Annotated in this window: 20 protein-coding genes; 5 read left to right on the top strand and 15 right to left on the bottom strand. The window is 62.0% G+C overall.

Annotated elements, in window-relative coordinates; all coding sequences use genetic code 11:
• Position 1 precedes the first annotated feature (1 nt).
• Positions 2-1,582, bottom strand: coding sequence for a signal recognition particle protein (ffh, locus tag ACLRGI_RS03415; protein ID WP_419200303.1), 1,581 nt, complete (start codon positions 1,580-1,582; stop codon positions 2-4).
• Between the two features lie 30 nt (positions 1,583-1,612).
• Here ffh and ACLRGI_RS03410 point away from each other — a divergent pair, with 30 nt between their 5' ends.
• On the top strand, positions 1,613-3,133 hold the full coding sequence (locus tag ACLRGI_RS03410; RefSeq protein ID WP_419200302.1) for a glucose-6-phosphate dehydrogenase: 1,521 nt from the start codon (positions 1,613-1,615) through the stop codon (positions 3,131-3,133).
• A gap of 103 nt (positions 3,134-3,236) precedes the next feature.
• Here the strand turns inward: ACLRGI_RS03410 and ACLRGI_RS03405 are convergent, their stop codons facing one another.
• Complete coding sequence (locus ACLRGI_RS03405; protein ID WP_089595433.1) at positions 3,237-3,575, bottom strand: P-II family nitrogen regulator; 339 nt, start codon at positions 3,573-3,575, stop codon at positions 3,237-3,239.
• Entirely contained in the window at positions 3,572-4,903 is a 1,332-nt protein-coding gene (locus ACLRGI_RS03400; protein ID WP_419200301.1) for an ammonium transporter, read from the bottom strand. The genes ACLRGI_RS03405 and ACLRGI_RS03400 overlap by 4 nt, the downstream gene beginning before the upstream one ends.
• A gap of 264 nt (positions 4,904-5,167) precedes the next feature.
• Here ACLRGI_RS03400 and ACLRGI_RS03395 point away from each other — a divergent pair, with 264 nt between their 5' ends.
• Positions 5,168-6,403: an MFS transporter gene (locus tag ACLRGI_RS03395; protein ID WP_419200300.1), complete on the top strand. Its 1,236-nt coding sequence runs from the start codon at positions 5,168-5,170 to the stop codon at positions 6,401-6,403.
• Here the strand turns inward: ACLRGI_RS03395 and ftsY are convergent.
• Together ftsY and smc are read right to left on the bottom strand one after the other, a co-directional pair.
• A complete protein-coding gene (gene ftsY, locus ACLRGI_RS03390; protein WP_419200299.1) occupies positions 6,396-7,601 on the bottom strand; it encodes a signal recognition particle-docking protein FtsY in 1,206 nt (401 codons plus the stop codon). The genes ACLRGI_RS03395 and ftsY overlap by 8 nt on opposite strands.
• A gap of 20 nt (positions 7,602-7,621) precedes the next feature.
• The gene (gene smc / locus ACLRGI_RS03385; RefSeq protein ID WP_419200329.1) at positions 7,622-11,215 is read right to left on the bottom strand and encodes a chromosome segregation protein SMC; all 3,594 of its coding nucleotides are present in this window, start codon (positions 11,213-11,215) and stop codon (positions 7,622-7,624) included.
• 348 nt (positions 11,216-11,563) lie between these two features.
• Between smc and ACLRGI_RS03380 the strand changes: the two genes are divergently transcribed.
• Positions 11,564-16,480, top strand: a complete 4,917-nt coding sequence (locus tag ACLRGI_RS03380) for a DUF4082 domain-containing protein (protein WP_419200298.1) — start codon at positions 11,564-11,566, stop codon at positions 16,478-16,480.
• 7 nt (positions 16,481-16,487) lie between these two features.
• Here the strand turns inward: ACLRGI_RS03380 and ACLRGI_RS03375 are convergent, their stop codons facing one another.
• From ACLRGI_RS03375 to coaD, 9 genes are all read right to left on the bottom strand, one after another.
• Positions 16,488-16,802: a hypothetical protein gene (locus tag ACLRGI_RS03375; RefSeq protein WP_419200297.1), complete on the bottom strand. Its 315-nt coding sequence runs from the start codon at positions 16,800-16,802 to the stop codon at positions 16,488-16,490.
• A 113-nt stretch (positions 16,803-16,915) separates the two neighbouring features.
• Positions 16,916-18,112, bottom strand: coding sequence for an MFS transporter (locus tag ACLRGI_RS03370; protein WP_419200328.1), 1,197 nt, complete (start codon positions 18,110-18,112; stop codon positions 16,916-16,918).
• 81 nt (positions 18,113-18,193) lie between these two features.
• Positions 18,194-18,928, bottom strand: coding sequence for a hypothetical protein (locus ACLRGI_RS03365; protein WP_419200296.1), 735 nt, complete (start codon positions 18,926-18,928; stop codon positions 18,194-18,196).
• Positions 18,925-19,059: a hypothetical protein gene (locus tag ACLRGI_RS03360; protein WP_419200295.1), complete on the bottom strand. Its 135-nt coding sequence runs from the start codon at positions 19,057-19,059 to the stop codon at positions 18,925-18,927. Before ACLRGI_RS03360 ends, ACLRGI_RS03365 begins: the two co-directional genes overlap by 4 nt.
• Before the next feature lie 46 nt (positions 19,060-19,105).
• Positions 19,106-20,092 carry a bifunctional DNA-formamidopyrimidine glycosylase/DNA-(apurinic or apyrimidinic site) lyase gene (mutM, locus tag ACLRGI_RS03355; RefSeq protein ID WP_419200294.1) on the bottom strand — a complete coding sequence of 329 codons (987 nt, stop codon included), beginning with the start codon at positions 20,090-20,092 and terminating at the stop codon, positions 19,106-19,108.
• 6 nt (positions 20,093-20,098) lie between these two features.
• Positions 20,099-20,809 (bottom strand): ribonuclease III, encoded by a 711-nt coding sequence (gene rnc, locus ACLRGI_RS03350; protein WP_159733907.1) that lies wholly within the window; start codon positions 20,807-20,809, stop codon positions 20,099-20,101.
• Between the two features lie 23 nt (positions 20,810-20,832).
• On the bottom strand, positions 20,833-21,036 hold the full coding sequence (rpmF, locus tag ACLRGI_RS03345; protein ID WP_011775139.1) for a 50S ribosomal protein L32: 204 nt from the start codon (positions 21,034-21,036) through the stop codon (positions 20,833-20,835).
• A gap of 33 nt (positions 21,037-21,069) precedes the next feature.
• Positions 21,070-21,597 (bottom strand): YceD family protein, encoded by a 528-nt coding sequence (locus ACLRGI_RS03340; RefSeq protein ID WP_017199628.1) that lies wholly within the window; start codon positions 21,595-21,597, stop codon positions 21,070-21,072.
• Between the two features lie 166 nt (positions 21,598-21,763).
• The gene (gene coaD, locus ACLRGI_RS03335; RefSeq protein ID WP_419200293.1) at positions 21,764-22,264 is read right to left on the bottom strand and encodes a pantetheine-phosphate adenylyltransferase; all 501 of its coding nucleotides are present in this window, start codon (positions 22,262-22,264) and stop codon (positions 21,764-21,766) included.
• A 77-nt stretch (positions 22,265-22,341) separates the two neighbouring features.
• On the opposite strand from coaD, the gene ACLRGI_RS03330 reads away from it, so the two are divergent.
• Positions 22,342-23,565 carry an aminotransferase class I/II-fold pyridoxal phosphate-dependent enzyme gene (locus tag ACLRGI_RS03330; RefSeq protein ID WP_419200327.1) on the top strand — a complete coding sequence of 408 codons (1,224 nt, stop codon included), beginning with the start codon at positions 22,342-22,344 and terminating at the stop codon, positions 23,563-23,565.
• Positions 23,562-24,356, top strand: coding sequence for a fused MFS/spermidine synthase (locus ACLRGI_RS03320; protein WP_503409097.1), 795 nt, complete (start codon positions 23,562-23,564; stop codon positions 24,354-24,356). The genes ACLRGI_RS03330 and ACLRGI_RS03320 overlap by 4 nt, the downstream gene beginning before the upstream one ends.
• 12 nt (positions 24,357-24,368) lie before the next feature.
• Here ACLRGI_RS03320 and rsmD read toward each other — a convergent pair whose 3' ends face one another.
• Positions 24,369-24,935, bottom strand: a complete 567-nt coding sequence (rsmD, locus tag ACLRGI_RS03315; RefSeq protein WP_419200292.1) for a 16S rRNA (guanine(966)-N(2))-methyltransferase RsmD — start codon at positions 24,933-24,935, stop codon at positions 24,369-24,371.
• Positions 24,936-24,950 lie beyond the last annotated feature (15 nt).

Here is a 24,950-nt window from a genome sequence, read left to right as displayed (position 1 = left end):
GTTATTTGCCGAGGAACTTGTCGAAGCCCTTGGGAAGGTTGAGCGAGGATGGGTCGAAGTCTGCTGCGCCCTGACCGAAAGCCGCACCCGTGGGTGCTGCCGAGGCTGCGTTTGCCCGCTTGGCTTCGGCATCGCGCAACTCCTGGGCCGCTTTGGCCGGGTTGCCCGAGCGGGCCTTCTTCTTCGGTGCGTTCTTGCCGCCCTTGCGTCCTCCGCCGGGGCCGCCCAGGCCAGGCATCCCGGGCATACCCGGCATGCCACCGCCTTGGGCAAGCTTCTTCATCATCTTCTGCGCCTGGGCGAACCGCTCCAGCAGGCCGTTGACCTCGGACACGTGCACGCCCGAACCCCTGGCGATACGGGCGCGGCGGGAGCCGTTAATGATCTTCGGAGCCACACGCTCATGGGGGGTCATGGAACGGACGATCGCCTCGACGCGGTCAATCTCTTTTTCGTCGAAGTTCTCCAGCTGCTGACGGATGTTCTGCGCACCCGGCATCATCATGAGCATCTTCTTCATGGAGCCCATGTTGCGGATCTGCTGCATCTGGGCGAGGAAGTCGTCCAGGGTGAAGTCTTCCTGGTCAGCGAATTTCTTCGCCATCCGGGCTGCCTCATCCTTGTCCCAGGCCTTCTCAGCCTGTTCGATCAGGGTGAGGACGTCACCCATGTCCAGGATGCGGGAGGCCATGCGGTCCGGGTGGAAGAGCTCGAAATCGTCCAGGCCTTCACCGGTGGACGCGAACATGACCGGCTTACCGGTCACGGACGCTACCGAGAGTGCGGCACCGCCACGGGCGTCGCCGTCGAGCTTGGACAGCACGATGCCGGTGAAGTTAACCCCTTCGTCGAACGCCATTGCCGTGTTGACGGCGTCCTGGCCGATCATGGAGTCGATCACGAAAAGGACTTCGTTGGGGATGATCGCCTGACGGATGCGACGGGCCTGATCCATCATCTCGGCATCGACGCCAAGGCGGCCGGCGGTGTCAACGATCACGACATCGTGCAGCTTCTGGCGGGCTTCCTCGACTCCGGCCTTGGCAACGGCCACGGGGTCGCCGGCAGGGTGCTCAAGTTCCGAGGTGGCACCGGGGTGCGGAGCGAACACCGGGACGCCCGCGCGCTGACCAACAACCTGAAGCTGTGTCACCGCATTGGGTCGCTGGAGGTCGCAAGCCACCAGCAGAGGGCTGTGGCCCTGGGACTTGAGCCACTTTGAAAGCTTGCCGGCAAGGGTGGTCTTACCGGCACCCTGAAGGCCGGCAAGCATGATGATGGTGGGGCCGGTCTTTGCCAGGCGGATGCGGCGGGTTTCTCCACCAAGGATCTCTTTGAGTTCCTCGTTGACGATCTTCACGATCTGCTGGCTCGGGTTCAGCGCTCCCGAGACTTCGGCGCCCAAGGCGCGTTCGCGGATGCGGCCAGTGAACTCGCGGACCACGGATACGGCAACGTCCGCATCCAGCAAGGCACGACGAATCTCCCGAACGGTGGCATCGACGTCAGCCTCGGTGAGGCGGCCCTTGCCACGGAGGTTCTTGAAGGTTGCTGTCAACCGGTCAGAGAGTGAATTGAACACGCGCCGTGCACTTCTTTCGATGGTCTACGAATGGCGGCCAATGCGGCACGCCATAGTCTTGACGATTCTTGCCCCGGCAAATCTGTCTCAAGTACGGGACTCGACTATCTAGGGTACCAAGTCGCACCTGCAAGATGGCATGCTGGCACAGTGACCAGCAAAACAACTGTAAAAACGTTGCTCATCCTCGGCGCGTCCGGGGACCTGACAGGCAGGCTGCTCCTACCCGGACTTGCCGGACTCCTGGCTTCCGGCCGGGCACCCGGACTTCGATTGGTGGGCGCCGGTTCTGACCCATGGTCCCCTGAACAATGGCAGGAACGGGTCCATGGCGCCTTTGCCGCGGCATCCGGCACAGCTGATGCCGCCGGCAGCGCCGCCCTGACGGATGTAGCGAAGGACACCGAATACCATCAGCTGGATGTCACGGCGGACGGGCCTTTGGCGGAGCTGCTGGCCAAGCTGGAAGGCCCGGTTGCCATCTACTTCGCTTTGCCGCCCCACGTTAGCCAGAAGGCCTGCGAGGTCCTCCACCGGGATCAGCTCCCGGCCGGAACACGCTTGGTGATGGAGAAGCCTTTCGGCTCTGGAACCGAATCGGCGCATGAGCTGAACAGAACTCTTTCGGCCCTGGTGCCTGAGGACCACATCCACCGTGTGGACCATTTCCTGGGCAAAGCCACGGTGCTGAACATCCTGGGGCTTCGTTTCGCCAACAGGTTCCTGGAACCTGTGTGGAACCGCGATCACATCGAGAAGGTGGAGGTCATTTTCGACGAGGACCTTGCACTCGAAGGGCGGGCCCGGTACTACGACACTGCCGGGGCTCTTCGGGACATGATCCAAAGCCACCTCCTGCACATCATGGCCTTCCTGGCCATCGACGCCCCGGCCACCATTGAGGAGCGGGACCTGCGAGAGGCCGTGGCTACGGTCTTGCGGGCAAGCAGCATCAAAGCCCCGTACACCGAGTCCACACGCCGGGCCCGGTACACGGCGGGAACCCTCGGCGAACGAACCGTACCGGACTATGCCGCCGAGGAAGGCGTGGACCCTGCCCGGAATACTGAAACCCTTGCAGAGGTCCGCGTTGACATCGACAACTGGCGTTGGAAGGGCGTCCCGTTCATCCTCCGCTCGGGGAAGGCCATGGGGCTTCGACGCAAGGAAGCAGTCATCACCTTCCGGCCTGTCCCCCACCTGCCCAAGGGATTTGCCGGCGTCGACTCCCCCAACCAGCTCCGGATCGGCTTCGGTCCGGACGTGCTCCAACTCGACGTCGACGTGAACGGCCCCGGCGACATCTTCACCCTGGACCGCGCAAGTTTGCTTGCCCAGCTCAACGCAGCTGGAATGCTGCCGTACGGAGAGGTGCTGGAAGGCATCCTTAACGGCGACCCCTTGTTGTCCGTTCGGGGCGATACTGCCGAGGACTGCTGGAGGATCATCGAGCCGGTTCTCCGCGCCTGGGAGAGCGGCGACGTCCCGCTCGACGAGTACGACGCCGGCAGCTCGGGGCCGGCAAACTGGCCCACCGTCGTCGTGGACTAAAGGCAGGTGGATTTGAACTGCGCCACCACCGCAAGCGGGCCTGGTACCTTGACTGGTACCCGGCCCGCTTGTATTCAGTGTTTGAGTTTGTTCCGTGGAGGGCTTAGATTGCGGCTGAACCGCGCTCCCCGGTCCTGACCCTGACTGCCTCGTAGACATCCACGGTCCAGACCTTGCCATCACCAGCGCGGCCTGTGTTTGAGCTGGCGATGAGGACATCCAGGATGTCGTCTGCCTGCTCATCCGTGGCGAGAACCTCAATGCGGATCTTGGGGAGCAGGTCCACGTTGTATTCCGCTCCGCGGTACACCTCGGTGTAGCCGCGCTGGCGGCCGTAGCCGCTGGCCGCGCTGACCGTCAGGCCCTGGACCCCGTATGATTCGAGGCCTTCCCGGACTGCTTCAAGCTTTTCGGGACGGACGATCGCTGTAATGAGCTTCATGCCTGGACACTCTCCTTGCCTTCTGCGGGGGTTTTGGCTGCAGCGGAATCAGACTTTCCGGTCACCGCATTGTGCAGCGGCTGGAAGCTGCCGCCGTGGCCGTTTACTCCGAACTCGTAGGCCGTCTCAGCGTGGAGGCTGAGGTCGACGCCCACGTTCTCCTGCTCGGTGGAGACCCTGAAGCCCATGGTCTTGTGGATGGCGAAGGCGATGATGGCCGTCATGATGGCCGAGAAGGCAATCGCGATACCTGCCGCTGCGAGCTGTGCCCACATCTGGGCCATGCCGCCGCCGTAGAAGAGCCCGCCGCCAACACCATCGGTGGGAAGGGCGATGAACCCCAGCGCCACCGTACCGATGATGCCCGATACCAGGTGGACGCCTACAACGTCCAGCGAGTCGTCGAAGCCCCAGCGGAACTTCAGGCCGACTGCCAGGGCGGAGGCCACACCGGCGACGACGCCGAGGCCGAGGGCGCCAACCGGGCTAACGTTTGCGCATGCCGGAGTGATGGCGACCAGGCCGGCGACCACACCGGAAGCTGCGCCGAGCGACGTCGGGTGGCCGTCACGGATGCGTTCGGTGATGAGCCAGCCGATCATGGCGGCTGCGGGGGCTGCGAGAGTATTGATCCAGATCAGGCCACCCTGTTCCGCCGTAGTTGCTGCGCCACCGTTGAAGCCGAACCAGCCGAACCAGAGGATTGCAGCGCCGAGCATTACGAAGGGGATGTTGTGGGGGCGGTGGTTCGGATCCTTGCCGAAGCCACGGCGGTTGCCGATGATGAGGACCAGAACCAAGGCTGCGACGCCTGCGTTGATGTGGACCACAGTTCCACCGGCGAAGTCGATGGCCGGGCCGAGAGCCTTGCCAATGGCGCCTTCAGGGCCGAAGAGTCCGCCGCCCCAAACCATGTAGGCGAGCGGGCAGTAAACCAAGGTGACCCAGACTGGAACGAAGATGCTCCAAGCGCCGAACTTTGCGCGGTCGGCGATTGCACCACTGATGAGGGCCACGGTGATGATCGCAAAGGTGGCTGCGTAGCCGATCTTGATCATTGCGTCCGGGGTGGTCTCAACTCCGGCGAGACCGAAGGCAGCAAACGGGTTACCCACAATCTGCATGAAACCTTCGCCCGAGCTCATCGAAGCGCCCCACAGCACCCAGACGACGCCCACGATGCCGATGGAGATGAAGCTCATCATCATCATGTTCAGGGCTGCCTTGGCGCGTGTCATGCCGCCGTAGAAAAATGCCAGACCAGGTGTCATGAACAGCACAAGCGCCGCCGCCACCATGACCCATACGTGACCTGCGGTAAGTTCCATGGTGCACGTTCCTCTCTTGCTAGATCCGCGGTTCAACCGCTGTCCTGACGCCGTTTGCGTCCTGCTTAAGAGTTTTGTGCCGCCGTGTTTCACCTGCGCAGGTTTTACATTGCGTGCTCGTTACAACAACCTCCCCAACGTAAATGGTGCATATCTGCGGTGTTACGGATATGTTTCAGGCGTCGGACTTCACAGGAAATACCCGGTTTTCGACCACCTGCACCTCACCGGACCCAGAAATACCACCAGAAGGACCAGCACCGTATGACCGAGTCGCCCAGATCCGTCAAAGCCCCAGGGATCAGGCCGGAGAAGGCTCCCCTTCCGCGCGACATCAAGGTGATGTTGGCCGCGGCGTTCCTGATCGCCCTGGGCTTCGGCCTTGTGGCCCCGGTTCTGCCGCAATTTGCCACCACCTTTGACGTCGGCGCCACTGCTGCAGCGGTGATCGTGAGTATTTTCGCGTTCATGCGGCTGGTCTTCGCCCCTGCAGGCGGTGCCTTGATTGGACGGTTCGGCGAGCGGAACGTCTACGTCAGCGGATTGCTGATTGTGGCAGTCTCCACCGCGGCATGCGCCTTCGCGCAGGACTATTGGCAACTGCTGATCTTCCGTGGGCTCGGTGGGGCCGGCTCAGTGATGTTTACCGTTGCCGCCATGGGACTGCTCATTCGCCTGGCACCACCGGAGCGGCGAGGTCGCGTATCCGGTGCCTACGCCTCCGCATTCCTGATCGGTAGTGTTCTGGGCCCCGTGGTGGGAGGTTTGCTGGCAGGTTTCGGCCTCCGGGTGCCTTTCCTGGCCTACGCGGGAGCGCTGTTGGTGGCCGCCCTGGTAGTCCGCACACTGCTCAGCGGGGAAGGCAATGCAGCGGAAGACGCCACACCTGCCCCGGCCATGACACTCAAGGAAGCTTTGACGGACTCCGCCTACCGCGCAGCCGTCTTTTCCAGTTTCGGCAATGGCTGGGTGACGTTCGGTGTCCGGATGGCCACGATCCCGCTGTTCGCGGTCGCAGTTCTGCAGTCAGCGCCTGAAACCGCAGCCTGGGCGCTGGCCATCTTTGCCGTGGGCAACGCCATGGCCCTGACATTCAGCGGACGGCTCGCTGATGCTTGGGGACGCAAGCCACTGTTGATTCCCGGCTTGATCATCACGGGCGCGGCCACCGGCGTCATCGGGCTCACCACGGATCTGACAGGATTCCTCATTGCGTCCGCAGTGGCAGGATTCGGCTCGGGCTTGTTGGGCCCGGCGCAGCAGGCCGCCGTTGCTGATGTCATCGGCCGCGGGCGCTCGGGAGGCAAAGTGCTGGCCATCTTCCAAATGGCCGCCGACACCGGCGCGATCGTCGGTCCGATCGTGGCCGGGCTCCTCGCTGACCGCCTCGGCTACGGGTGGGCCTTCGGCATCACCGGAGGAGTGCTCCTCATCACCGCCGTGGCCTGGCTGCCGGCACGCGAACCCTCGAAGCACCCCCCCGCCGCCGACGCTAGTTGAGCAGTGCGTCCACGAAACTTTCGGCATCGAACGGGGCGAGGTCGTCCGGCCCTTCGCCGAGGCCAATGAGCTTGACCGGGACACCCAGGGACTTCTGGATGGCCACTACGATGCCGCCCTTGGCAGTTCCGTCCAGCTTGGTCAGGACGATGCCCGTAACGTTGACAACCTCAGCGAAGACACGAGCCTGGTTAAGGCCGTTCTGTCCAGTTGTGGCGTCCAGGACCAGCAGGACCTCATCCACTTCGGCCAGTTTTTCGATGACCCGTTTTACCTTGCCGAGCTCGTCCATCAGGCCGGTCTTGTTCTGCAGTCGCCCTGCCGTGTCCACCATGACCACATCGACTTCCTGGTCAATGCCGGCTTTCACCGCTTCATAGGCCACAGAGGCTGGATCTGCGCCGTCGATGTCCGACTTAACAGTGGGCACACCCACACGCTGACCCCAAGTGGCCAGTTGCTCGGCAGCGGCTGCGCGGAAAGTATCGGCTGCGCCCAGCAGGACGTCCTTATCTTCGGCTACCAGCACACGTGCCAGCTTGCCCACTGTGGTGGTCTTGCCAACGCCGTTCACGCCAACAACAAGTACGACGGCGGGACGGTCAGCCTTGCGTTGGACGTTCAAGGAACGGTCCATGGAGGGATCAACCAGCTTGATGAGTTCCTCGCGGAGCATCGCTTTGACGTCCTCGGGGCTTCGAGTGCCCAGAACCTTGACTCGTTCGCGCAGGGCATCGACCAGTTGCATGGTGGGTTCGGTACCAAGATCGGCCAGGAGGAGGGTCTCTTCCACCTCGTCCCACACGTTTTCATCGATCTTGTCGCCCGACAACAGAGCAAGGAGGCCCTTGCCCAGAATGTTGTTGGACTTGATCAGGCGGGCGCGGAGGCGGGTCAGCCTGCCTTCCACCGGCGCCGGAGTGTCAATCGCAATGGTTTCGAGGCCGGCCGCGTCATCCGGGACGTCCGTATCCTCGACGGTCCCGTCGAAGGTCGGAGCCGGGGCCTTCACCGCATCCGGGCGGTCCTCCACAAGGGTTCCGCCGCCTGCTGCCGACGACTGGATTGGATCATTGGCATCACGCGTTCCGGGGTACTTGGCGCCGGTCTTCCGGGCTTTCATCAGTACCGGCACGAGTCCGCCGACCACTACGAGCGCAGCGAGAATGGACAGAATTATGGGTAGGAAATCGTTCACTCCCCTACCTTCTCATAAAGCTATGCCCCGGTATCGAGCCTCTGGCTGATGACCGTGGAGACGCCGTCGCCCCTCATCGTGACTCCATAAAGCGCGTCTGCCACTTCCATGGTCCGCTTCTGGTGGGTGATCACGATCAATTGGCTGGACTCACGCAGTTCCTCGAAGATGGTGATGAGCCGGCCCAGGTTGGTATCGTCCAAGGCCGCCTCCACTTCGTCCATGACATAGAACGGCGAGGGACGTGCCTTGAAGATAGCCACCAGCAGGGCCACCGCCGTGAGCGAGCGCTCCCCGCCGGAAAGAAGCGAGAGCCTCTTGATCTTTTTGCCCGCCGGCCGGGCTTCCACTTCAATTCCGGTGGTGAGCATGTCCTCAGGATCGGTGAGCACCAACCTGCCTTCGCCGCCGGGAAAGAGCCGGGCGAAGACATGGTCGAACTGGGCCGAAGTATCAGCAAAAGCTTCAGAAAACACCTGCTGGACACGGTTGTCCACCTCTTTGATGATGTCCAGCAGGTCTTTGCGGCTTGCCTTGAGGTCCTCGAGTTGTGAACTGAGGAACTGGTGCCGTTCCTCCAAGGCCGCGAACTCTTCCAACGCGAGCGGGTTCACTTTGCCCAGCGCCGCAAGCTCCCGCTCGGCCTTTTTCAACCTTTTTTCCTGCTCTGCCCGGACGAACGGAATCCCCTCAATGATGACGTCGCCGTTCTCATCAACGGGCGCCCTGAGTTCAGCCCACTTGTCGGTGGTGGCTCCAGGAGGCAGCGGAACCGGGCGATCGGGACCGTAATCTGAAACCAGCTGTTCGGCAGAGAGCCCCAATTCTTCGATGGACCGCGTTTCCAAGGCCTCGATGCGGAGCCTCTGTTGTGTCCGGGCCATTTCATCCCGATGTACTGAGTCAGTCAGTTCTGCAAGCTCCCGGGCCAAAGCCTCGTTATGGGAGCGGACCTCGGTCAATTCCTTCTCCAGCTGCTCCCGCTTTTGTTCTGCAAGGTCACGATCGAAACCAGCAAGGTCCACGGAAATATCGATGAACCGGAGGGTTTGCTCCACTGCTGACGCGACGGCCGCAGCACGCTGTGCTTGGGCGCGGCGCCGTTGCGCCCGACGAGCGGCCTCTTCCCGGGCACGTCGTTCGGTCGCTGCCGCCCGCTCGAGTGATGCCGCCCTGTTGCTGATGGCTCCCAACTGCTCCTCAGAGGTGCGGAGGGCGAGCCGGGCCTCCGTTTCCATTGCCCGGGCAGATCTGGCTTGGGCGGCCAGCTCGTCCCGTTGATCCGTGGACGGTTCCTCGTCCGGCGCTTCCTGGGCTGCGGCGAGGCGCTCAGCCGCGACTTCAAGGTCCAGTTGGGCTTCGGCGATGTTGGTTTCAGCTTTGGCCATGGACGCGGCAAGCCGTTCGCTTTCACCAACGGCACTGCGAAGAACCGAGTTAAGGTGGCCCAAGCGCTCAGCTACAGCCGCAAGCCGGGCATCCGATTCGTGCAAGCGTTCCAACGCGGCGTCGGCGCGGTCCTGCGCTTCGGCGCGACGGGCCTGGGCGGCCGCGAGCGCGAAGCGGCCACGCTCCAAACGGGCAGTGACCTCCTGGAGGCGGGCTACGGCGTCGTCCACTGCTGCCTGCACCTCAAGCAGTGAAGGTGCGTTGGCAGATCCACCGGTGACGGTCAGAGCGGTAAGGACGTCACCGTCGCGGGTCACAGCCCTTAAATCCGGATGTTCGGCGATGAGGGCCGCCGCCGCTTCCAGGTCCTCGACGACGGCGGTACGTACCAGGAGCCCGAGCACGCCTTGGGCAGAGGGATCCGTGATCTTGACAACATCGGCTGCCCAACGGCTGCCCACGGGAAGCGCCGGATTGGCTTGAGCGGTGTCGGCGGACACAGTACCACCGACTGGACTACCGTCCGCAAGAAGCAGTGCTGCCCGGCCGCCGTCGTCGTCCTTCAGCAATTGGATGGCTGCTACAGCGCTATCCGCATCGGCAACCATCAGAGCGTCCGAGGCACTGCCCAACGCGGCAGCGATGGCGGCCTCGTATCCCGGCTCTATGGTGAGCCGCGCGGCCAAAGGTCCCAGAACGCCATCGGCCGTCAGGAGGCTGCCTGACCCATCCTTACGATTTAGCCCAAGTTGAAGGGCATCGCGTCTTGCCGTCAGTGCGTCCCGCTCACGGACAGCGTCCCGCTCAGCGGCTTTCAGTTCCTCGATCTCCGCCAGGACGGCATCAAGGACCTCATTGGCGTCCTCGTAGTCAGCGTCGAGGCTCTTTTCGCCATCCTCAACGCCAGCCACCTGCGACTCGAGGGCGGTGAACTCACTCTGGGCCTTGCGGCGCCGTTCATCACCTGCAGCGAGGGATTCCCGGAGGCGACCACGTTCGGCCTCGGCAGCTTCAGCCCGGGAGCGGGCCGCAGCCACCTGGCCGGCCAGCCTGGCCAGCCCTTCCCTGCGATCCGCGGCTGCCCTCAGCATGGCCGTCAGACGTTTGTCCTCCGCTGCGGCAAGCGCCTCGGCCGAGTCCTTGGCAACCGTGGCTTCCAAGAGCGCCGCTTGCTTGGCAAGGATGTCGTGCTCAAGGGCAGCCTGTTCCTCGCGGACGCGGGCGGCCTGGCGTTCAAGCTGCTCCGGGTCACGTCCCGTGTCCGGGGATGCCTCCGAGGAACCCAGGAGCCTCCGGCGCTCGGTGGCCAGGGATCCGAGGGAGCGGAGCCGTTCCCTGCTTGCTGAAAGCTGGTACCAGTGGTCCCGCGCGGCGTTGAGCCTGGGCGTGGCTTCAGCCGCCTGCTGCTCCAAGGCAGCTTGGCGTCGTCGCCCAACCCCCAATTCCGTCTCAACTACCTGGCGACGTTCCTTGAGGGCCGCTTCGTCGGCAACGTCCTTTTCAAGGGTGGTTGTCAATTGCACGAGGTCGTCCGCCAGAAGTCGGGCGCGGGCATCCCGGACATCGAACTGGACTGTTTGGGCGCGGCGGGCTATCGCCGCCTGCTTGCCCAACGGAGTCAATTGCCGCCGGATCTCAGCCGTCAGGTCACCGAGCCGCGCGAGATTGGCCTGCATGGCTTCCAGTTTGCGAACAGTCTTTTCCTTGCGGCGGCGGTGCTTGAGGATTCCCGCGGCTTCTTCGATAAAGCCCCGGCGGTCCTCCGGTGTCGCGTGAAGAACACGGTCCAGCTGTCCTTGTCCCACGATGACGTGCATTTCACGGCCAAGGCCGGAATCGGAGAGGAGTTCCTGGATGTCCAGGAGCCTGCACGGTGCGCCGTTGATGGCGTATTCGGAGCCACCCGTGCGGAAAAGGGTTCTGGAGATGGTGACTTCGCTGTACTCGATGGGGAGTGCGTTATCGGCGTTGTCTATGGTCAGCGCAACATGGGCCCGGCCCAGAGGTGGTCGGCCCGACGTACCCGCGAAGATGACGTCTTCCATTTTGCCGCCACGCAGGGTTTTTGCGCCCTGCTCCCCCATGACCCATGCCAAGGCATCCACCACATTGGATTTGCCCGATCCGTTGGGTCCTACGACGGCAGTGACGCCCGGCTCAAAGTCGAAGGTCGTGGCCGACGCAAACGACTTGAATCCTCGGACAGTCAAACTTTTCAGGTGCAAGGCGCTTCGGTTCTCCTGGATGGCCCGGGTGTCTGTATCCACTAAATCTACTGCCGTTTGTGCGAAATCTACGGATCCCAAGGCGGAAGCCCTTGCGGGCGCCCAGCCACACCCCTACACTCCTGCCAAGGGTTACTTGGCGGATACGTTCCTGTGACCCGGCTTCGGCTTGAACTTCTGTTCTGTCGTGGCCGGATCCGGTCCCGATCTTTGGAACATCCATCCGTGCGAACCCTGCATTTATAACTGAAGATCTTGGTTTGACCCTGGCTGGGGAGCTTCAAGCAGGGGCTGCGCTTAATTGCGTGGCCCTGTCTTAGCAATCGGCGTACCACTCCAGGAGTTCTCATGCCCGGTCCTTCAGCTACCCCACGTCCAGTCCTGAAGCCTTTGATTGTGCCCTTGGTACTGATCCTGGTTGCCGCTTTGCTACCGTTCACCGTGCCTGCGGCTTTTGCGGCAGGTCCGTGCGATCCTGTGGTAAATGCGGTGGTGTGCGAGAACTCAAAGCCCGGAAGCCCGGCTTCGGAGTGGGATATTTCCGGCCCAGGCGATGACAGCATCCAAGGCTTCTCCACCGAGATCAGCGTCAATGCCGGGCAGCCCGTCCGTTTCAAGATCGACACGACCGCGCCCAGCTACACCATCGCGATCTACCGCACAGGTTGGTACGGCGGCAATGGTGCACGCAAGGTGGCGGATGTAATCCCATCGGCCCTGCGCCAGAACCAGCCCCAGTGCCTGAACGACCTCACCAACGGGCTCTATGACTGCGGCACGTGGGCGGTCTCGGCAACCTGGCAGGTACCCGCCACGGCTGTCTCCGGTATCTACGTTGCTCTCCTGACCCGCCCTGACACAGGCGGTCAAAGCCACATCACCTTTATTGTGCGCACCGACGGCAGCCGCTCCGACGTTCTCTTCCAGACCTCGGACCCGACCTGGCAGGCCTACAACTCCTACGGCGGCTCGGATTTTTACCAAGGCCCCAACGGCCGAGCCTACAAGATCAGCTACAATCGACCGGTCGCAACAAGGGGTGGGCCTGGCGGCCGGGATTTCTACTTCTCCAATGAATACCCCATGGTCCGCTTCCTGGAACAGAACGGCTATGACGTCAGCTACATCAGCGGACTCGACACCGACCGCAGCGGGGCCCAGCTGCTCAACCACAAGGTTTTCCTCTCGGTCGGGCACGACGAGTACTGGTCAGGCCCGCAACGGGCGAACATCACCGCCGCCCGTGACGCGGGCGTCAACCTGCAATTCCTCTCAGGAAATGAAGGCTACTGGCGAACCCGCTTCGAACCCTCCGCCGTGGACGGCGCCGCGGGCCGCACCCTGACCTCCTACAAGGAAACCTTGTCCAACGGAAAAATCGACCCCAGCCCCGAATGGACCGGCACCTGGCGCGACCCCCGTTTCGCCGGCCAAGCCAACGGCGGCGGGCTACCCGAAAACGGGCTGACCGGAACCATGTACATGTCCAACTACTCTGACCTGCCCGTGACCGTCTCCGCAGAAGAAGGCAAGACCCGGTTATGGCGCAACACCACCCTCAACGCACTGCCGGCAGGAAGCTCAGCCGCGCTCGCCCCGCACACCGTGGGATATGAATCGGATGAAGATCTCGACAACGGCTTCCGACCAGCCGGATTGATCAGACTCTCCACCACAGTCGGTGACGTGCCACAGTATCTTCAGGACTTCGGAAATACCGTGTTGCCAGGGACCACAAAGCACAATGTGACCCTGTACCGAGCCGCCAGCGGAGCGCTGGTATTCTCTGCCGGCAGCGTCCAATGGACTTGGGGCCTGGACGAAGTCCACGACGGCGACGGCGCACCCGCCGATCCCCGGATGCGTCAAGCCCAGGTCAACCTCCTGGCTGACATGGGCGCCCAACCTGCCACCCGGGCCGCTGGACTGGTTGCCGCCGCCCCGAGCAGCGACACCATCAAGCCCACCGCAGCAATCACTGCCCCCGCCAACGGGGCCACCGTGCCGCATGGGACCAGCGTCACCGTCACCGGAACCGCGGCAGACACCGGCGGTGTTGTGGCCGGCGTCGAGGTCTCCACCGACGGCGGCACCTCGTGGCACCCTGCCCAAGGCAAGCAAAACTGGACCTACACGTACATCCAGAAGGGTCTGGCTACGGCAACCATCCAGGCACGGGCCATTGACGACAGCGCCAATATCGGCGCAGCAACCACCAGGAGCCTGATCCTCAGCGGCCCCTACAGCGTCTTTGGCCAAACAGTACCTGCAACCGCGGACTCAGGGGATGGTGGCGCTTATGAGATGGGCCTCCGCTTTACACCCTCAGTTGATGGCTTTGTCACCGGGGTTCGGTTTTACAAGAGCACGGCCAACACCGGAACGCATACGGGCTCTTTGTGGAGCTCAGCCGGCGAGCGCCTGGCAACAGTCACCTTCACGAATGAAACGGCTTCCGGATGGCAGACAGCACTGTTCACACAACCCGTTCCCGTTTCGGCCGGGCAGAAGTACACCGTCTCCTACTGGGCGCCAAACGGTCGCTACTCCACGAAGGATTTCCAATGGGCGAGCTTCGGATCCACAGATGCTCCGCTGAAAGTGGCCGGCGGTTATGGGGCCGAACCGGCGGGTGTCTATGGCACCTCCCCCGGATACCCGACGTCGAGCTACAACGGCGGCAACTACTTCACCGACGCCCTGTTCAGCACCGTGGACAGCTCACCGCTGACAGTGTCCGGTCATTCCCCGATCCCGTCGTCGTCGAGCGTGCCGGTTACCACCAAAGCCAGCGCGGTCTTCTCCAAGCCCGTCACCGCAGCCAGCGTCCAGTTGACGTTGCGGTCGCCCGCCGGTCCTGTGGCCGGAACCACGGCATACGACGCTGCAACCCGCCGTGCCACCTTCACGCCAACGTCGCAACTGGCCTTCAGTACGCAGTACACGGCGAATCTTGCCGGTACAGATTCAGTAGGCGGCCAGGTAACCTCCGGCGGCACCTGGACGTTCACTACAGCGTCCACGTTGCCCGTGCCCGGTTCCTGCCCATGCAGTCTCTACGATGACAACGTCACTCCGGGGATTGCGGAGATTCGTGATGGCGTTCCGCTGACACTGGGGGTGCGGTTCTCGAGTGTCTCAGCAGGCGAGGTCACCGGCATCCGGTTCTACAAGTCAGCCGGCAACACCGGCACGCACACGGGCTCTCTCTACTCGGCCACGGGCCAGCAATTGGCAACAGTCACCTTCGCCAACGAAAGCAGCTCCGGGTGGCAAACGGCCATGTTCAGCCAGCCCGTCCAGATTGCGGCGAACACTGAATACATTGCGTCCTACAAGTCACCCACCGGCGCCTACTCGGCCACCGCTAACGGCTTTGGCTCCGGTATGAGCGTTGGACCCCTGAGGACCGTCTCGGACGCCGGCGCATACACGTATAGCGGCGATTTCCCTGGTTCGCGGTCGTCCGCCAGTTACCTTGTTGATGTGGTGGTCATGGTATCGGCACCGCCGTTCACGGTAAGTGGCCATAACCCGATCCCCAACGCCTCCAGTGTCCCGCTGAACTCAACCGTGAGCGCGGTCCTGTCAGAAGCCGCAATTGCCTCAAGCGTCAATCTGTCCCTTAAGAGCGCCGCCGGCGTTGCGGTTTCAGGAACCACCGGCTACTACACGGCGACGCGCAAGGTCACGTTCACTCCGGCGGCACCCTTGGCGGCCGGTACAACATACACGGCAACGGTCACTGCGACGGCGACGTCCGGACAAGCGATGTCGGCAGGTGGAACCTGGCAGTTCACCACGATCCCGCCGGCTGGTACTCCTGGTTCGTGTCCCTGCACCTTGTACGAGGATACAGTCACGCCAACTACCGTTGAAGTCAACGATGGAGTGCCATTGACCTTGGGCGTCAGGTTCACCAGTGACACCGCGGGTCAAGTAACCGGCGTCCGCTTCTACAAGTCAGCGGGGAACACTGGAACACACACCGGGTACCTTTACACGGCGGCCGGCCAGGTATTGGCGACGGTTACCTTTGCCAACGAATCCAGCACAGGTTGGCAGACGGCCACCTTCAGTCAACCGGTAAATGTGCAGGCTGACACTGAGTACGTCGCTGCCTACAAGACCCCTACTGGTAAGTATTCGTACACGGCAGGAGGATTCGGAGACGGCTTCACCAACGGGCCGCTGAAGACCCAGCCCGATTCGGGAGCTTATTCCTACAACACCGACTTCCCGAATACAGCATCCACGGCAAGCTACCTCGTGGATCTGGTCTTTACGGTGGCGGCACCGCCATTGAGCGTGGTGGCACAGGTGCCGGCTCCCGGCGCAACGGCCATTCCGACTGACGTGAAACCGTCCATCACGTTCTCCACGGCCATAAAAACCGGTGCCTCGTTCACATTGACCGCGAACGGCTCGCCTGTTGCCGGCACGGCCGCATTGTCTGCGGATGCCCGGACGCTCACGTTCACGCCGACGGCGGTCCTACCGGCAAACACGGTGATTTCCGCAAACGTCTCCGGTGTAGCCTCACCTCAAGGTCAGGCCCTACCCGCAGCCAACTGGCAATTCACCACTGCGGTCCCCACCGTGCAGTCGTCTACCATTTTCGGATCTTTGCTTCCACAGACCGCTGCAAACTCTGACTTCCTGTCTGTGGAGCTCGGTACTGCCTTCACGGTCTCCCAAGCGGGAAATGTGACCGGTATCCGTTTCTACAAGGGGGCCGGCAATACGGGAACCCACGTGGGCTCTCTCTGGAATTCGGCCGGAACCCGCTTGGCACAAGTGACGTTCACCAACGAGACTGCCACAGGGTGGCAAACCGCTACATTGGCCACGCCGGTGGCCTTATCTACAGGCCAAACCTATGTGGTGTCCTATCGGGCACCGAACGGCCGCTACTCCTCTACACAAGGCTTCTTCAACCAGACCTGGACGAGCGGGGTCTTCACAGCCACCGGCCCGAACAACGGACGGTACCGGTACGGTTCGGGAGGCGTCATGCCCACTAGTTCCTGGAACGCCACGAACTACTTCGTCGATGTGGTGTACTCCACAGCGGCGCCTGCCCAGCAGCAGGTTGCGCCAACGGCCACAGCTACTCCAACGGCCACTGCAACGGCCGCGGCAACGCCGTCACCGACGGCGACGCCCACCGCCACCGCGACGGCAGCCGCAACTCCCAGTCCTTCACCTACTCCGAGTCCCACACAAACCGGGGGGCTCCTCTGCGGGTTGCTGCGGACGTGCTGACAGATAGTCACGTGTAACTACTTCCGCTGGTGTCCGGCCTCCGAACTCCGGGCCGGACCCAGCGGACTATGTTCTGCGGATTGCCGTCAACGAACCGCACTGGGCTATCACGCATCTCGAGCTGGTCATCAATGCTGCGCTTCTCCGAAAGCAGGGTTTCCTGTCTCGTAGCAAGATCAGGGAACGCGGCATTCCAGTGCGCTGCCGGCGCCCCGCCGTCGTTCTTCTCATACGGAATCCGCTTGCCGTCGGGAGAGATGGACGGACACTCGACGGTGTTGTGAATTGAGATCAGCGTCTTCGCAGACAGGCTGCCTAGCACAAGCCAACTGTCTCCAGTTGCGGTCCAGGACAGCAGCTTCAAACGCCGTCAGGTGTCCGGAGCGGCGCTCATGACACGCTGCCCGCATCATTCCAGTCAGTCGCGCCCCGTGCCTATGCAACCCGGGCGCCACGCAGGATGAAGGCGACAGCCACAACAGCGCAAGCGAGCAATCCTCCCGCCACCACCATGGCCGTAGGGGCACCAACTGCGTACCAAAGGACACCAAAACCTGCTGACGCCATCATTCGGGTGAGTGCCACTACTGTCTGTGCAGAGGCGATACCTGTGGCGAGCTTCCCCGCCGGTGTCAGTTGGCTGGCCAAGGCGGCCAGGACGCCGTCGGTGGCTGCGTAGAACACCCCAAGGAGGATCAGGCAACCCACAGTCGCCCAGAGCCCCCCGAAAGGTGCCGCCGCAAGAAGGTACGTTGTAAGCAATGCGATGTGCCCGCCCACGAAAACGGGGATTTTTCCCACCCGGTCCGCGAACCGTCCAAGCGGGATGGCAAACGCGAGGAACACGACGTTCGTACCTACGAACAACAGCGGAAACCATTGCACCGCGAAAGAATCCCGCGCTTGCAGCACCAGATAGATGAAGCCGTCACCAATGGTGACCAAGCCCAGCAATCCCGCGGCAATCAGCAGCCTGCCCAGCCCCGGTTCCCTAAGGTGGGACCAGGAAAAGGCGAAGAGGCGCCGACCCTCACGTTCCTCAGCGTCCTTAAGACCATGCGCCCTGGCATCAGGCACCACCAGGGCGAGGACGGCAACACCGATCACAGCGAATGCCAGTGACACTACGAACACTGTGCTGAAACCGTTGGGAATCATCAACAACACGAAGAAGGCGATCATCGGCCCGGCTGCCGCGCCGATATTGTCCAACATCCTGTGCACGCCAAAGGAACGAGCCAAATGTTCTGGCTGCGCTGACACAGAAATGAGGGCGTCCCGCGGTGCCGTGCGGATTCCCTTGCCGATCCTGTCACCGGTAACAATCGCAGCAATTGCCCAGAACCCGCCTGCGAAAAGGAACCCGATCCTGGCGAGCATGGACAAGCCGTAACCGGCCAAAGCAATTCGTTTTGGGTGTCCGCTGCGATCGGCAGCCCAACCGGCAGCGATCCTGACAATCGCACTGGCGCCTTGGTTGATGCCGTCGATGAATCCGAAGGCAATGGTGGACAGGCCCAGGAATCCCGTCACGTATAACGGGAGGATCGCGGTGACCGATTCCGAGGAAACATCGGTCACCATGCTCACGATGCCCAACCAGAGAATGACTGGAGACAAACGGAACGGCACTTCGCTCGATAGTGCCGTTCGTGTTCCCTCCGGCTTGTCCCGTTTGCCTCGGTCCGAGAGTGAAATGTACATCACTGCCCCCTAGTCCGCCGCCGTGTGCAGGCTGCCCAAAAGCTGGAATCGTGAGTTGCCTGTACCTGTCGTCGAGACCGAAACCGTTATCGTGTCTGTGCCTCGAACAAATCGTTCGGCCAGGGCCCCATCCGCAGCCGGCGCCGCCTCGGACCAGAATCCGTGGGACACCATCGACTGGCGGAAGAACGCCAACACGTCGGCCTGTGACTTGGAAACGATGCCATCAGCAGCCACCTGGAGGACATCACCAGAGGTCGACACTGACGTTGAGCCGATGGTTGTTCCTTCGGGCAAGGTCAGAACGCCGGCGGGCCAACCCTCCACCACTTCACCGGTTGCGCGGCCCGGTTCAGGCAAGGTGCTGATCAATGGCGCCGGGGCAGAGGGCTCAGGCAATCCTGTAGGGGTGGCAGCTACCGGCGGCAGGACCTCGAGCGGTTTGGCTGTGGACGGGCCACCGTCGCCCTCGCCGTTGTTGCCTGCGCTGCTGTCCCCATTGCCGCTGCCTTCGGCGCCCGACGTCGGGCTGCCGGACGGAGGATTGACGGCTGGCGCCCCTGCACTGCCCGGGACTGTCACTGCAGCAGTGGGGTTGGAGCCAGCAGCACTTGGGGCGGAAGAGGATGGGCTCTGGGCAACCGAAGGACCGGGTTTCCCTGCCATTTGGTCCAGAATGATGGCGACGGCGGCGATCAGCACAGCAAGGCAAATGCCCGCAATGACCAAGCGCCGCGCCATCATGGCTTACCCGGCGTGATGGGCTTGATGAATTGACTGGCCTGTAGGCCAACGCCGGCGGATAGAACTGACGCCACCCGCATTGTGGTGGCGTTGATCCTTGCGATGGCGATTCGAACCGCCAAGCTGTTCATGGGGACAGTCTGCCATTGCGACCCCGATTCCGGAACAGTTTTGGAACTACCAACGTCCATTCCGCGGGCGCGGTTGGCACACTGGGCAGGTATAGGAAGAACGGTTCATGAACTGTTCCCGTTTCATGATGCTGTGCAGGCCCACAGCCTCACAGCGTCCGCATGGTTCCCCGGCACGGCCATAGGCATTGAGCGACCGTGCGAAGTACCCGGAATCGCCATTTACATTGACATAGAGGGAGTCGAAACTCGTGCCTCCCGCGGCAAGGGCGGCATTCATGACGTCTTTCACAGCCCCGACCAACCGCTCAGCATCCGCTCGGCGAAGTGTGTCTGTAGCCTTGGCGTAGTGGAGGCGGGCACGCCATAAGGCTTCGTCCGCGTAGATGTTGCCTATACCGGAAATCACCGACTGGTCCAACAGCGCCCGTTTGAGGCCTGTCTTACGGCCCTTGACCTTCCGGTAGAACGTGTCGAACGAGAAATAGGGGTCAAGCGGATCCCTGGCAATATGGGACGCTTCTTCAGCAATTTCGGGCAAAGGTGCTTCGCCCAAGCCCCCAGGGCCTCCATCTGGAGTTTGCACCAGCGATGTCACGAACAGGCCGCCAAAGATTCTTTGGTCCACGAACCGGAGCTGCTCAGGCATCCCGTCCACGGAACTGAGCCTGATTCTGACTTTGAGGTGCTTCTCATCAGGTACTTCAGGATCCTGCATCAGGAGCTGGCCGCTCATTCCCAGATGCGCCATCAGCGCCACCTTCGGGAGAGCTTCACCAGACTCAGTTTCAGGTGAAGTTCCGGACCCGGCTTCGGGCGAGCTGGACATCGATAGGGGCATCCAGAGGAATTTCCCTCGCCGTACGACGTCCATCACTGTGGCCTGTTCAAGATTTCCGATGAAGTCTTCGGTTCCAAGTGTGTGTCGTCGGATGGAGCGCGGATCGAGGACGTCCACGCCGGTGATGGTTCGGCCGCGGACCCAACGGGCCAAGCCGCGGCGGACTACCTCTACTTCGGGAAGTTCAGGCATGTGGGCTCAGGATGAAGCAGGACCGGCAGTAGTGGGATCCAAGGCAGTCAGAGCACGCCAGGCATCAGCGGCGGCTTCCTGTTCTGCTTCTTTCTTGGAATGGCCGGAGCCCCTGCCGTAGGGAGTTCCGCCGATGTTCAGCACAGCCTCGAACGTCCGGGCGTGGTCCGGCCCCGAGCCTTCAACCGCATAGTGAATGGCACCCAATTGTCGGCTCGCCGTGAGTTCCTGAATGCTCGTTTTCCAGTCAGTTCCTGCCCCCAACGCCCCGGCATCCTTGAGGAGCGGGCCCACCAGGCGCATGACCAGTTGGCGAGCCGTCTCGATATCGTTCGAGAGATACGTGGCTCCGATCAGAGCCTCCATGGTGTCAGCCAGAATGGAGGCCTTATTCTTGCCGTCAGTCAGCTTCTCGCCTTGCCCGAGATAGATGAACTCGCCCACGCCGATCTCACGGCCAATTCCGGCCAAGGCGCGCGTGCTGACGACGGCGGAGCGTCGCTTGGCGAGCTCGCCTTCCGGCAGCGAGGGGTTCTCACGGTAAAGAGAATCGGTCACGGAAAATCCCAGGATGGAGTCGCCGAGGAACTCGAGGCGCTCGTTGGTGGGAATCCCGCCGTTCTCATACGCATATGAGCGATGTGTCAGAGCAAGACGAAGCGTCTCGGTGTCAATCGAGACACCGAGACGCTTCAGAAGCTCTTCAGTTGAAGACATCCTTAGTCAGCCTGTACGGCAGATTAGGCGTCTGCGACCTTGCGGCCCTTGTATTCAAGGAACAGCGCGGTGCCGGCAGAGTCAGTGACGACCTTTGCCTGGTGCGGCAGGCTGTAAGTAACCTGACCGTTTTCGATGGTCTTGACCAAGTTGGGGGCAGTTGCCTTCCACTGGGCACGGCGGGCGCGTGTATTTGCGCGAGACATTTTCCGCTTGGGAACAGCCACGGCTATCTCATTTCTCTCTTAGACGAACACTTACTAATCGGTTTGCCGGTCAGTCTTAGCCAGATCAGCTAGGGCAGCCCAGCGAGGGTCAATGACCTCGTGGTGGTGCCCCGGCTCGTCTTCCAGGCGCGCTCCGCATTCGGAACACAGGCCCTGGCAGTCTTCCCGGCACACCGGCTGGAACGGCAGCATAGTGACAACTGCGTCCCGCAACACCGGCTCAAGATCGATCAGATCGTACTCGACTCGACGTTGCTCTTCATCGTCTTCTTCGCCTGAAAGCTCAACGCCTTCATAGAAGAAAAGTTCTTGCACATTGACCTCAAGGTCATACGCAAGGGGATCCAGGCATCGACCGCACTCGCCGGTTACTTCGACGACTACGGTTCCGGATACCAGAATTCCTTCGTGTACGGCCTCAAGTCGAAGATCCAGCTCGATATCCGAGCCTTCCTTTACGCCAATGAGCGCCACACCAAGGTCACTTGGCGCAGGTACATGCTCGTTGAGTGTCCGCATGGTCCCTGGACTGCGTCCAAGGTCCTTGACTACCAGCGCCAAGGGCGAACTTGCATCTCGCTTAATGAGAACTCCTGTAGAACATATGACCGACGTACCATCTTAGCCTGATCACGCTTGAGGACTCAAACCGACGCCGGGCGCGCATGAATGTGCGGTGGTTTCAGCTTGGGGAACTCTGCGTGAAGGCGCAAGGTACCCATCAAGCCTACCCCTTACGAGGCGATTCCGCTGGGGGCTCGCCAGCGAGGAGCCGTTTCAGCACGGATTTAGGAACGAAATCCGAGATATCGCCGCCCAGGATGTTGACCTCTTTGATCAAGGTGGAGGAAAGATGCAGGTAATGTGCTTCTGCGGGCAGGAAGACGGTTTCGACGCCGGTCAGCTGGCGGTTCATGGTGGCCATCGGCAACTCATAATCGAAATCCGAGGATGAACGAAGACCCTTGACTATGGCCGAGACGCCGCGGTGGCGGCAGTACTCCGCCAGCAGCCCTTCACCCATGGGCTCAACGATAATGCCACGCAAGGAAGCCAATGTTTCCCGCGCCATCTCCATGCGGTCCTCGAGGCTGAACCTGTACTTCTTGGCGTAGTTGGTGGACACGGCCACGATGACTTCGTCGAACAGCCCGGCGGCCCGGGCGATGACTTCGAGATGTCCATTGTGGATAGGGTCAAAGGATCCAGGGCATACCGCGCGTCTCATGAGACGAACCTACCCCATGGCTTTGCCGGGATACCATGTCTGACATGGCATCCGCAGGCAACAGTTCCTCCCTTGATATGAGCGTCGGCACTACAGCGGGTCCCAACGCAACGCCATGGCAGCGGGCCGCCATGGGAGCTAACCTGCTCTCTCCCGAGGGAACGCTGGGAGTGACAATATTCGAGGAAATGACCACCTTGGCATTGTCCACCGGCGCCATCAACCTCGGCCAAGGGTTTCCCGATGAGGACGGCCCCACGGAAATCAAAGCCGCAGCCCGGTCCGCCATCGCAGCGGGCGCCAACCAGTACGCGCCGGGCAAGGGAGTTCCTGCGCTGAGGGAAGCCATTGCCGCACACCAGCAGCGCTTTTACGGGCTGAACCCGGATCCGGACACTGAAGTCCTCGTCACAACGGGTGCAACAGAAGCAATCGCAGCCACGCTGCTCGCCTTCATCCAGCCCGGCGACGAAGTCCTGACTTTCGAACCCTTCTACGACTCCTACGGGGCCATCATCGGCATGGCTGGAGCCAAGCATGTGACCGCTCCCTTGCTGGCCCCCGACTTCCTTCCAGACCTGGCGGCGTTGGAAAACTCGTTCAGCTCCCGCACCAAGGTTGTCCTACTGAATAACCCTCACAACCCCACAGGTTCCGTCTTTCCGGAGCCGGTCCTCACCATGATTGTGGAACTTGCTGCAAAGTATGGCGCCATCATCGTCAGTGACGAGGTCTACGAGCACCTCACATTCGGCGTACGGCACCTGCCAATTACGTCGCTGCCCGGCGCCGCCGAGCGAACCGTTACCATTTCCTCCGCCGGAAAGACGTTCTCTTTCACGGGTTGGAAAATCGGCTGGCTCAGCGGGCCGGCGCATTTGGTGGCCGCAGTGCGCACAGTAAAGCAGTTCCTGACCTACAGTTCCGGCACGCCCTTCCAGAGCGCCATCGCAGTAGGCCTTGCCCTGCCCGATGACTTCTATACAGGCATTGCCGACACACTCCGCCGCAAGCGCGACATCCTCGCTGAAGGCCTGCGTGCAGCCGGCTTCGGCGTCTACAACCCGAGCGGCACCTACTTCATCAACGTGGACACAGCACCGCTGGGTATCGGCGACTCCGTTGACCTCGCAAGACGCCTCCCGGGGCTCGTTGGAGTGGCAGCCATCCCTGTTCCGGTGTTTTGCCATCCGGAAGGGGCCGAGCGCACCCGCAGCCTGCTGCGTTTCGCCTTCTGCAAGAAGACCGAAGTCCTGGAAGAAGCCGCAGGACGGCTCGCCACTCTCAAGGACCGGCTCTGAACCCCCGGGGCTCCGGCCAACACCAAGCCTCACGCTTCCTCCGAACCACGGGACAGCACGCCACCATCTATGAGGACAGCCTTGTTGAGGGTGGTTTCATCCTCAGCATCGGTGGAGCCGAGCAATCGCATGTAAACCTGGCCGATCCCTCGGAAATCTTCTACGAATACCTGCGCAGGATCGGGCACGTGGTTGACTTGGCTGCCGAAACCCGGCAGCCCATCAATGCGCTGCATTTGGGCGCAGGCGCCCTCACACTTGCCCGTTATATCCAAGCCACCCGTCCGGGCTCGGAACAATATGCCGTTGAGCTTGAGCGTGAGCTGTTGGACTTCGTACTTCAAAAACTGCCCATGCCTGACGGCACCAAGTTGACCACCCTCATCGGCGATGCCCGCGACGCATTGGCGGAGCTTCCCGCCGCGGCGATGTTCGACGTCGTGATTCTGGATATCTTCTCCGGACCCGAGGCCCCTGCCCATATCGCCTGCCGGGAATTCTATGAGGAAGCAGCACGTCGGCTCCGCCCGAATGGAGTGTTGATCGTAAACGTGGGCGACGAACCAGCGCTGACGCTCGTGCGTAGCCAAGTGGCTGCACTGCGCCAGGCCATGCCTGACGTTGCGGCCTACGCTGAAACTGGAATGTTTGCGGGCCGCTACCCAGGCAACATAGTCCTGGTAGGCACATGCAAACCCTGGGCTCCTGAATGGACAGCGCAAATGCTGTCGCGCGGCCCCCACCCGGCCACCGTCCTCACAGGCGTGGACTTGGACAGGATTACAGGCTAACGGGACGGCCTGTTACGCCGGCTCCGCGAACCACAGCCTGGTCTCGCCGTACTTCTTATCGGCGAAACACTCCAAGGCCTCAGGCCACGCAGGCTCAGGGCTCCGCGAACTCCGCTCCACCACCACTACGGCTGCGTCATCCAAATGCGGCACCAACCTTGCAAGCACGGCGCTCAAAGCCGGCTCATCCAGAGGATACGGCGGATCAAGGAAGACCAGGTCCCACATATCCCCATCCCCCGCACGCTCCAAGAATGACTCCACCTTGGAACGATGAACCGAGACCCTCTTACCGCCCAGGAGTTGGTTCACCAGATCCGCATTCCGCTGGCAAACATCGCTTGCCTTGGCATCAAACTCCACCAGATCCACGGTCCGGGCCCCTCGGCTGGCACTCTCAATGCCCAGGGATCCAGAGCCTGCATAGAGGTCCAGGACCCGGGCATCGTCAATGATTGCCAAGGACTCCAAGCGGGAAAACAGCGCTTCCTTGACCCTGTCCGTAGTGGGACGCGTGGCCGTTCCGGGGACGCTGGTCAACGGGTTTCCGCCACCAACCCCTGCGATGATCCGACTCACAGGGCTTCTCCCGCC

It is taken from the genome of Paenarthrobacter sp. PPS72 (assembly GCF_048537125.1).
Taxonomy (GTDB): Bacteria; Actinomycetota; Actinomycetes; order Actinomycetales; family Micrococcaceae; genus Arthrobacter; species Arthrobacter nitroguajacolicus_E.
This window is presented reverse-complemented; position numbering and strand designations above follow the sequence as displayed.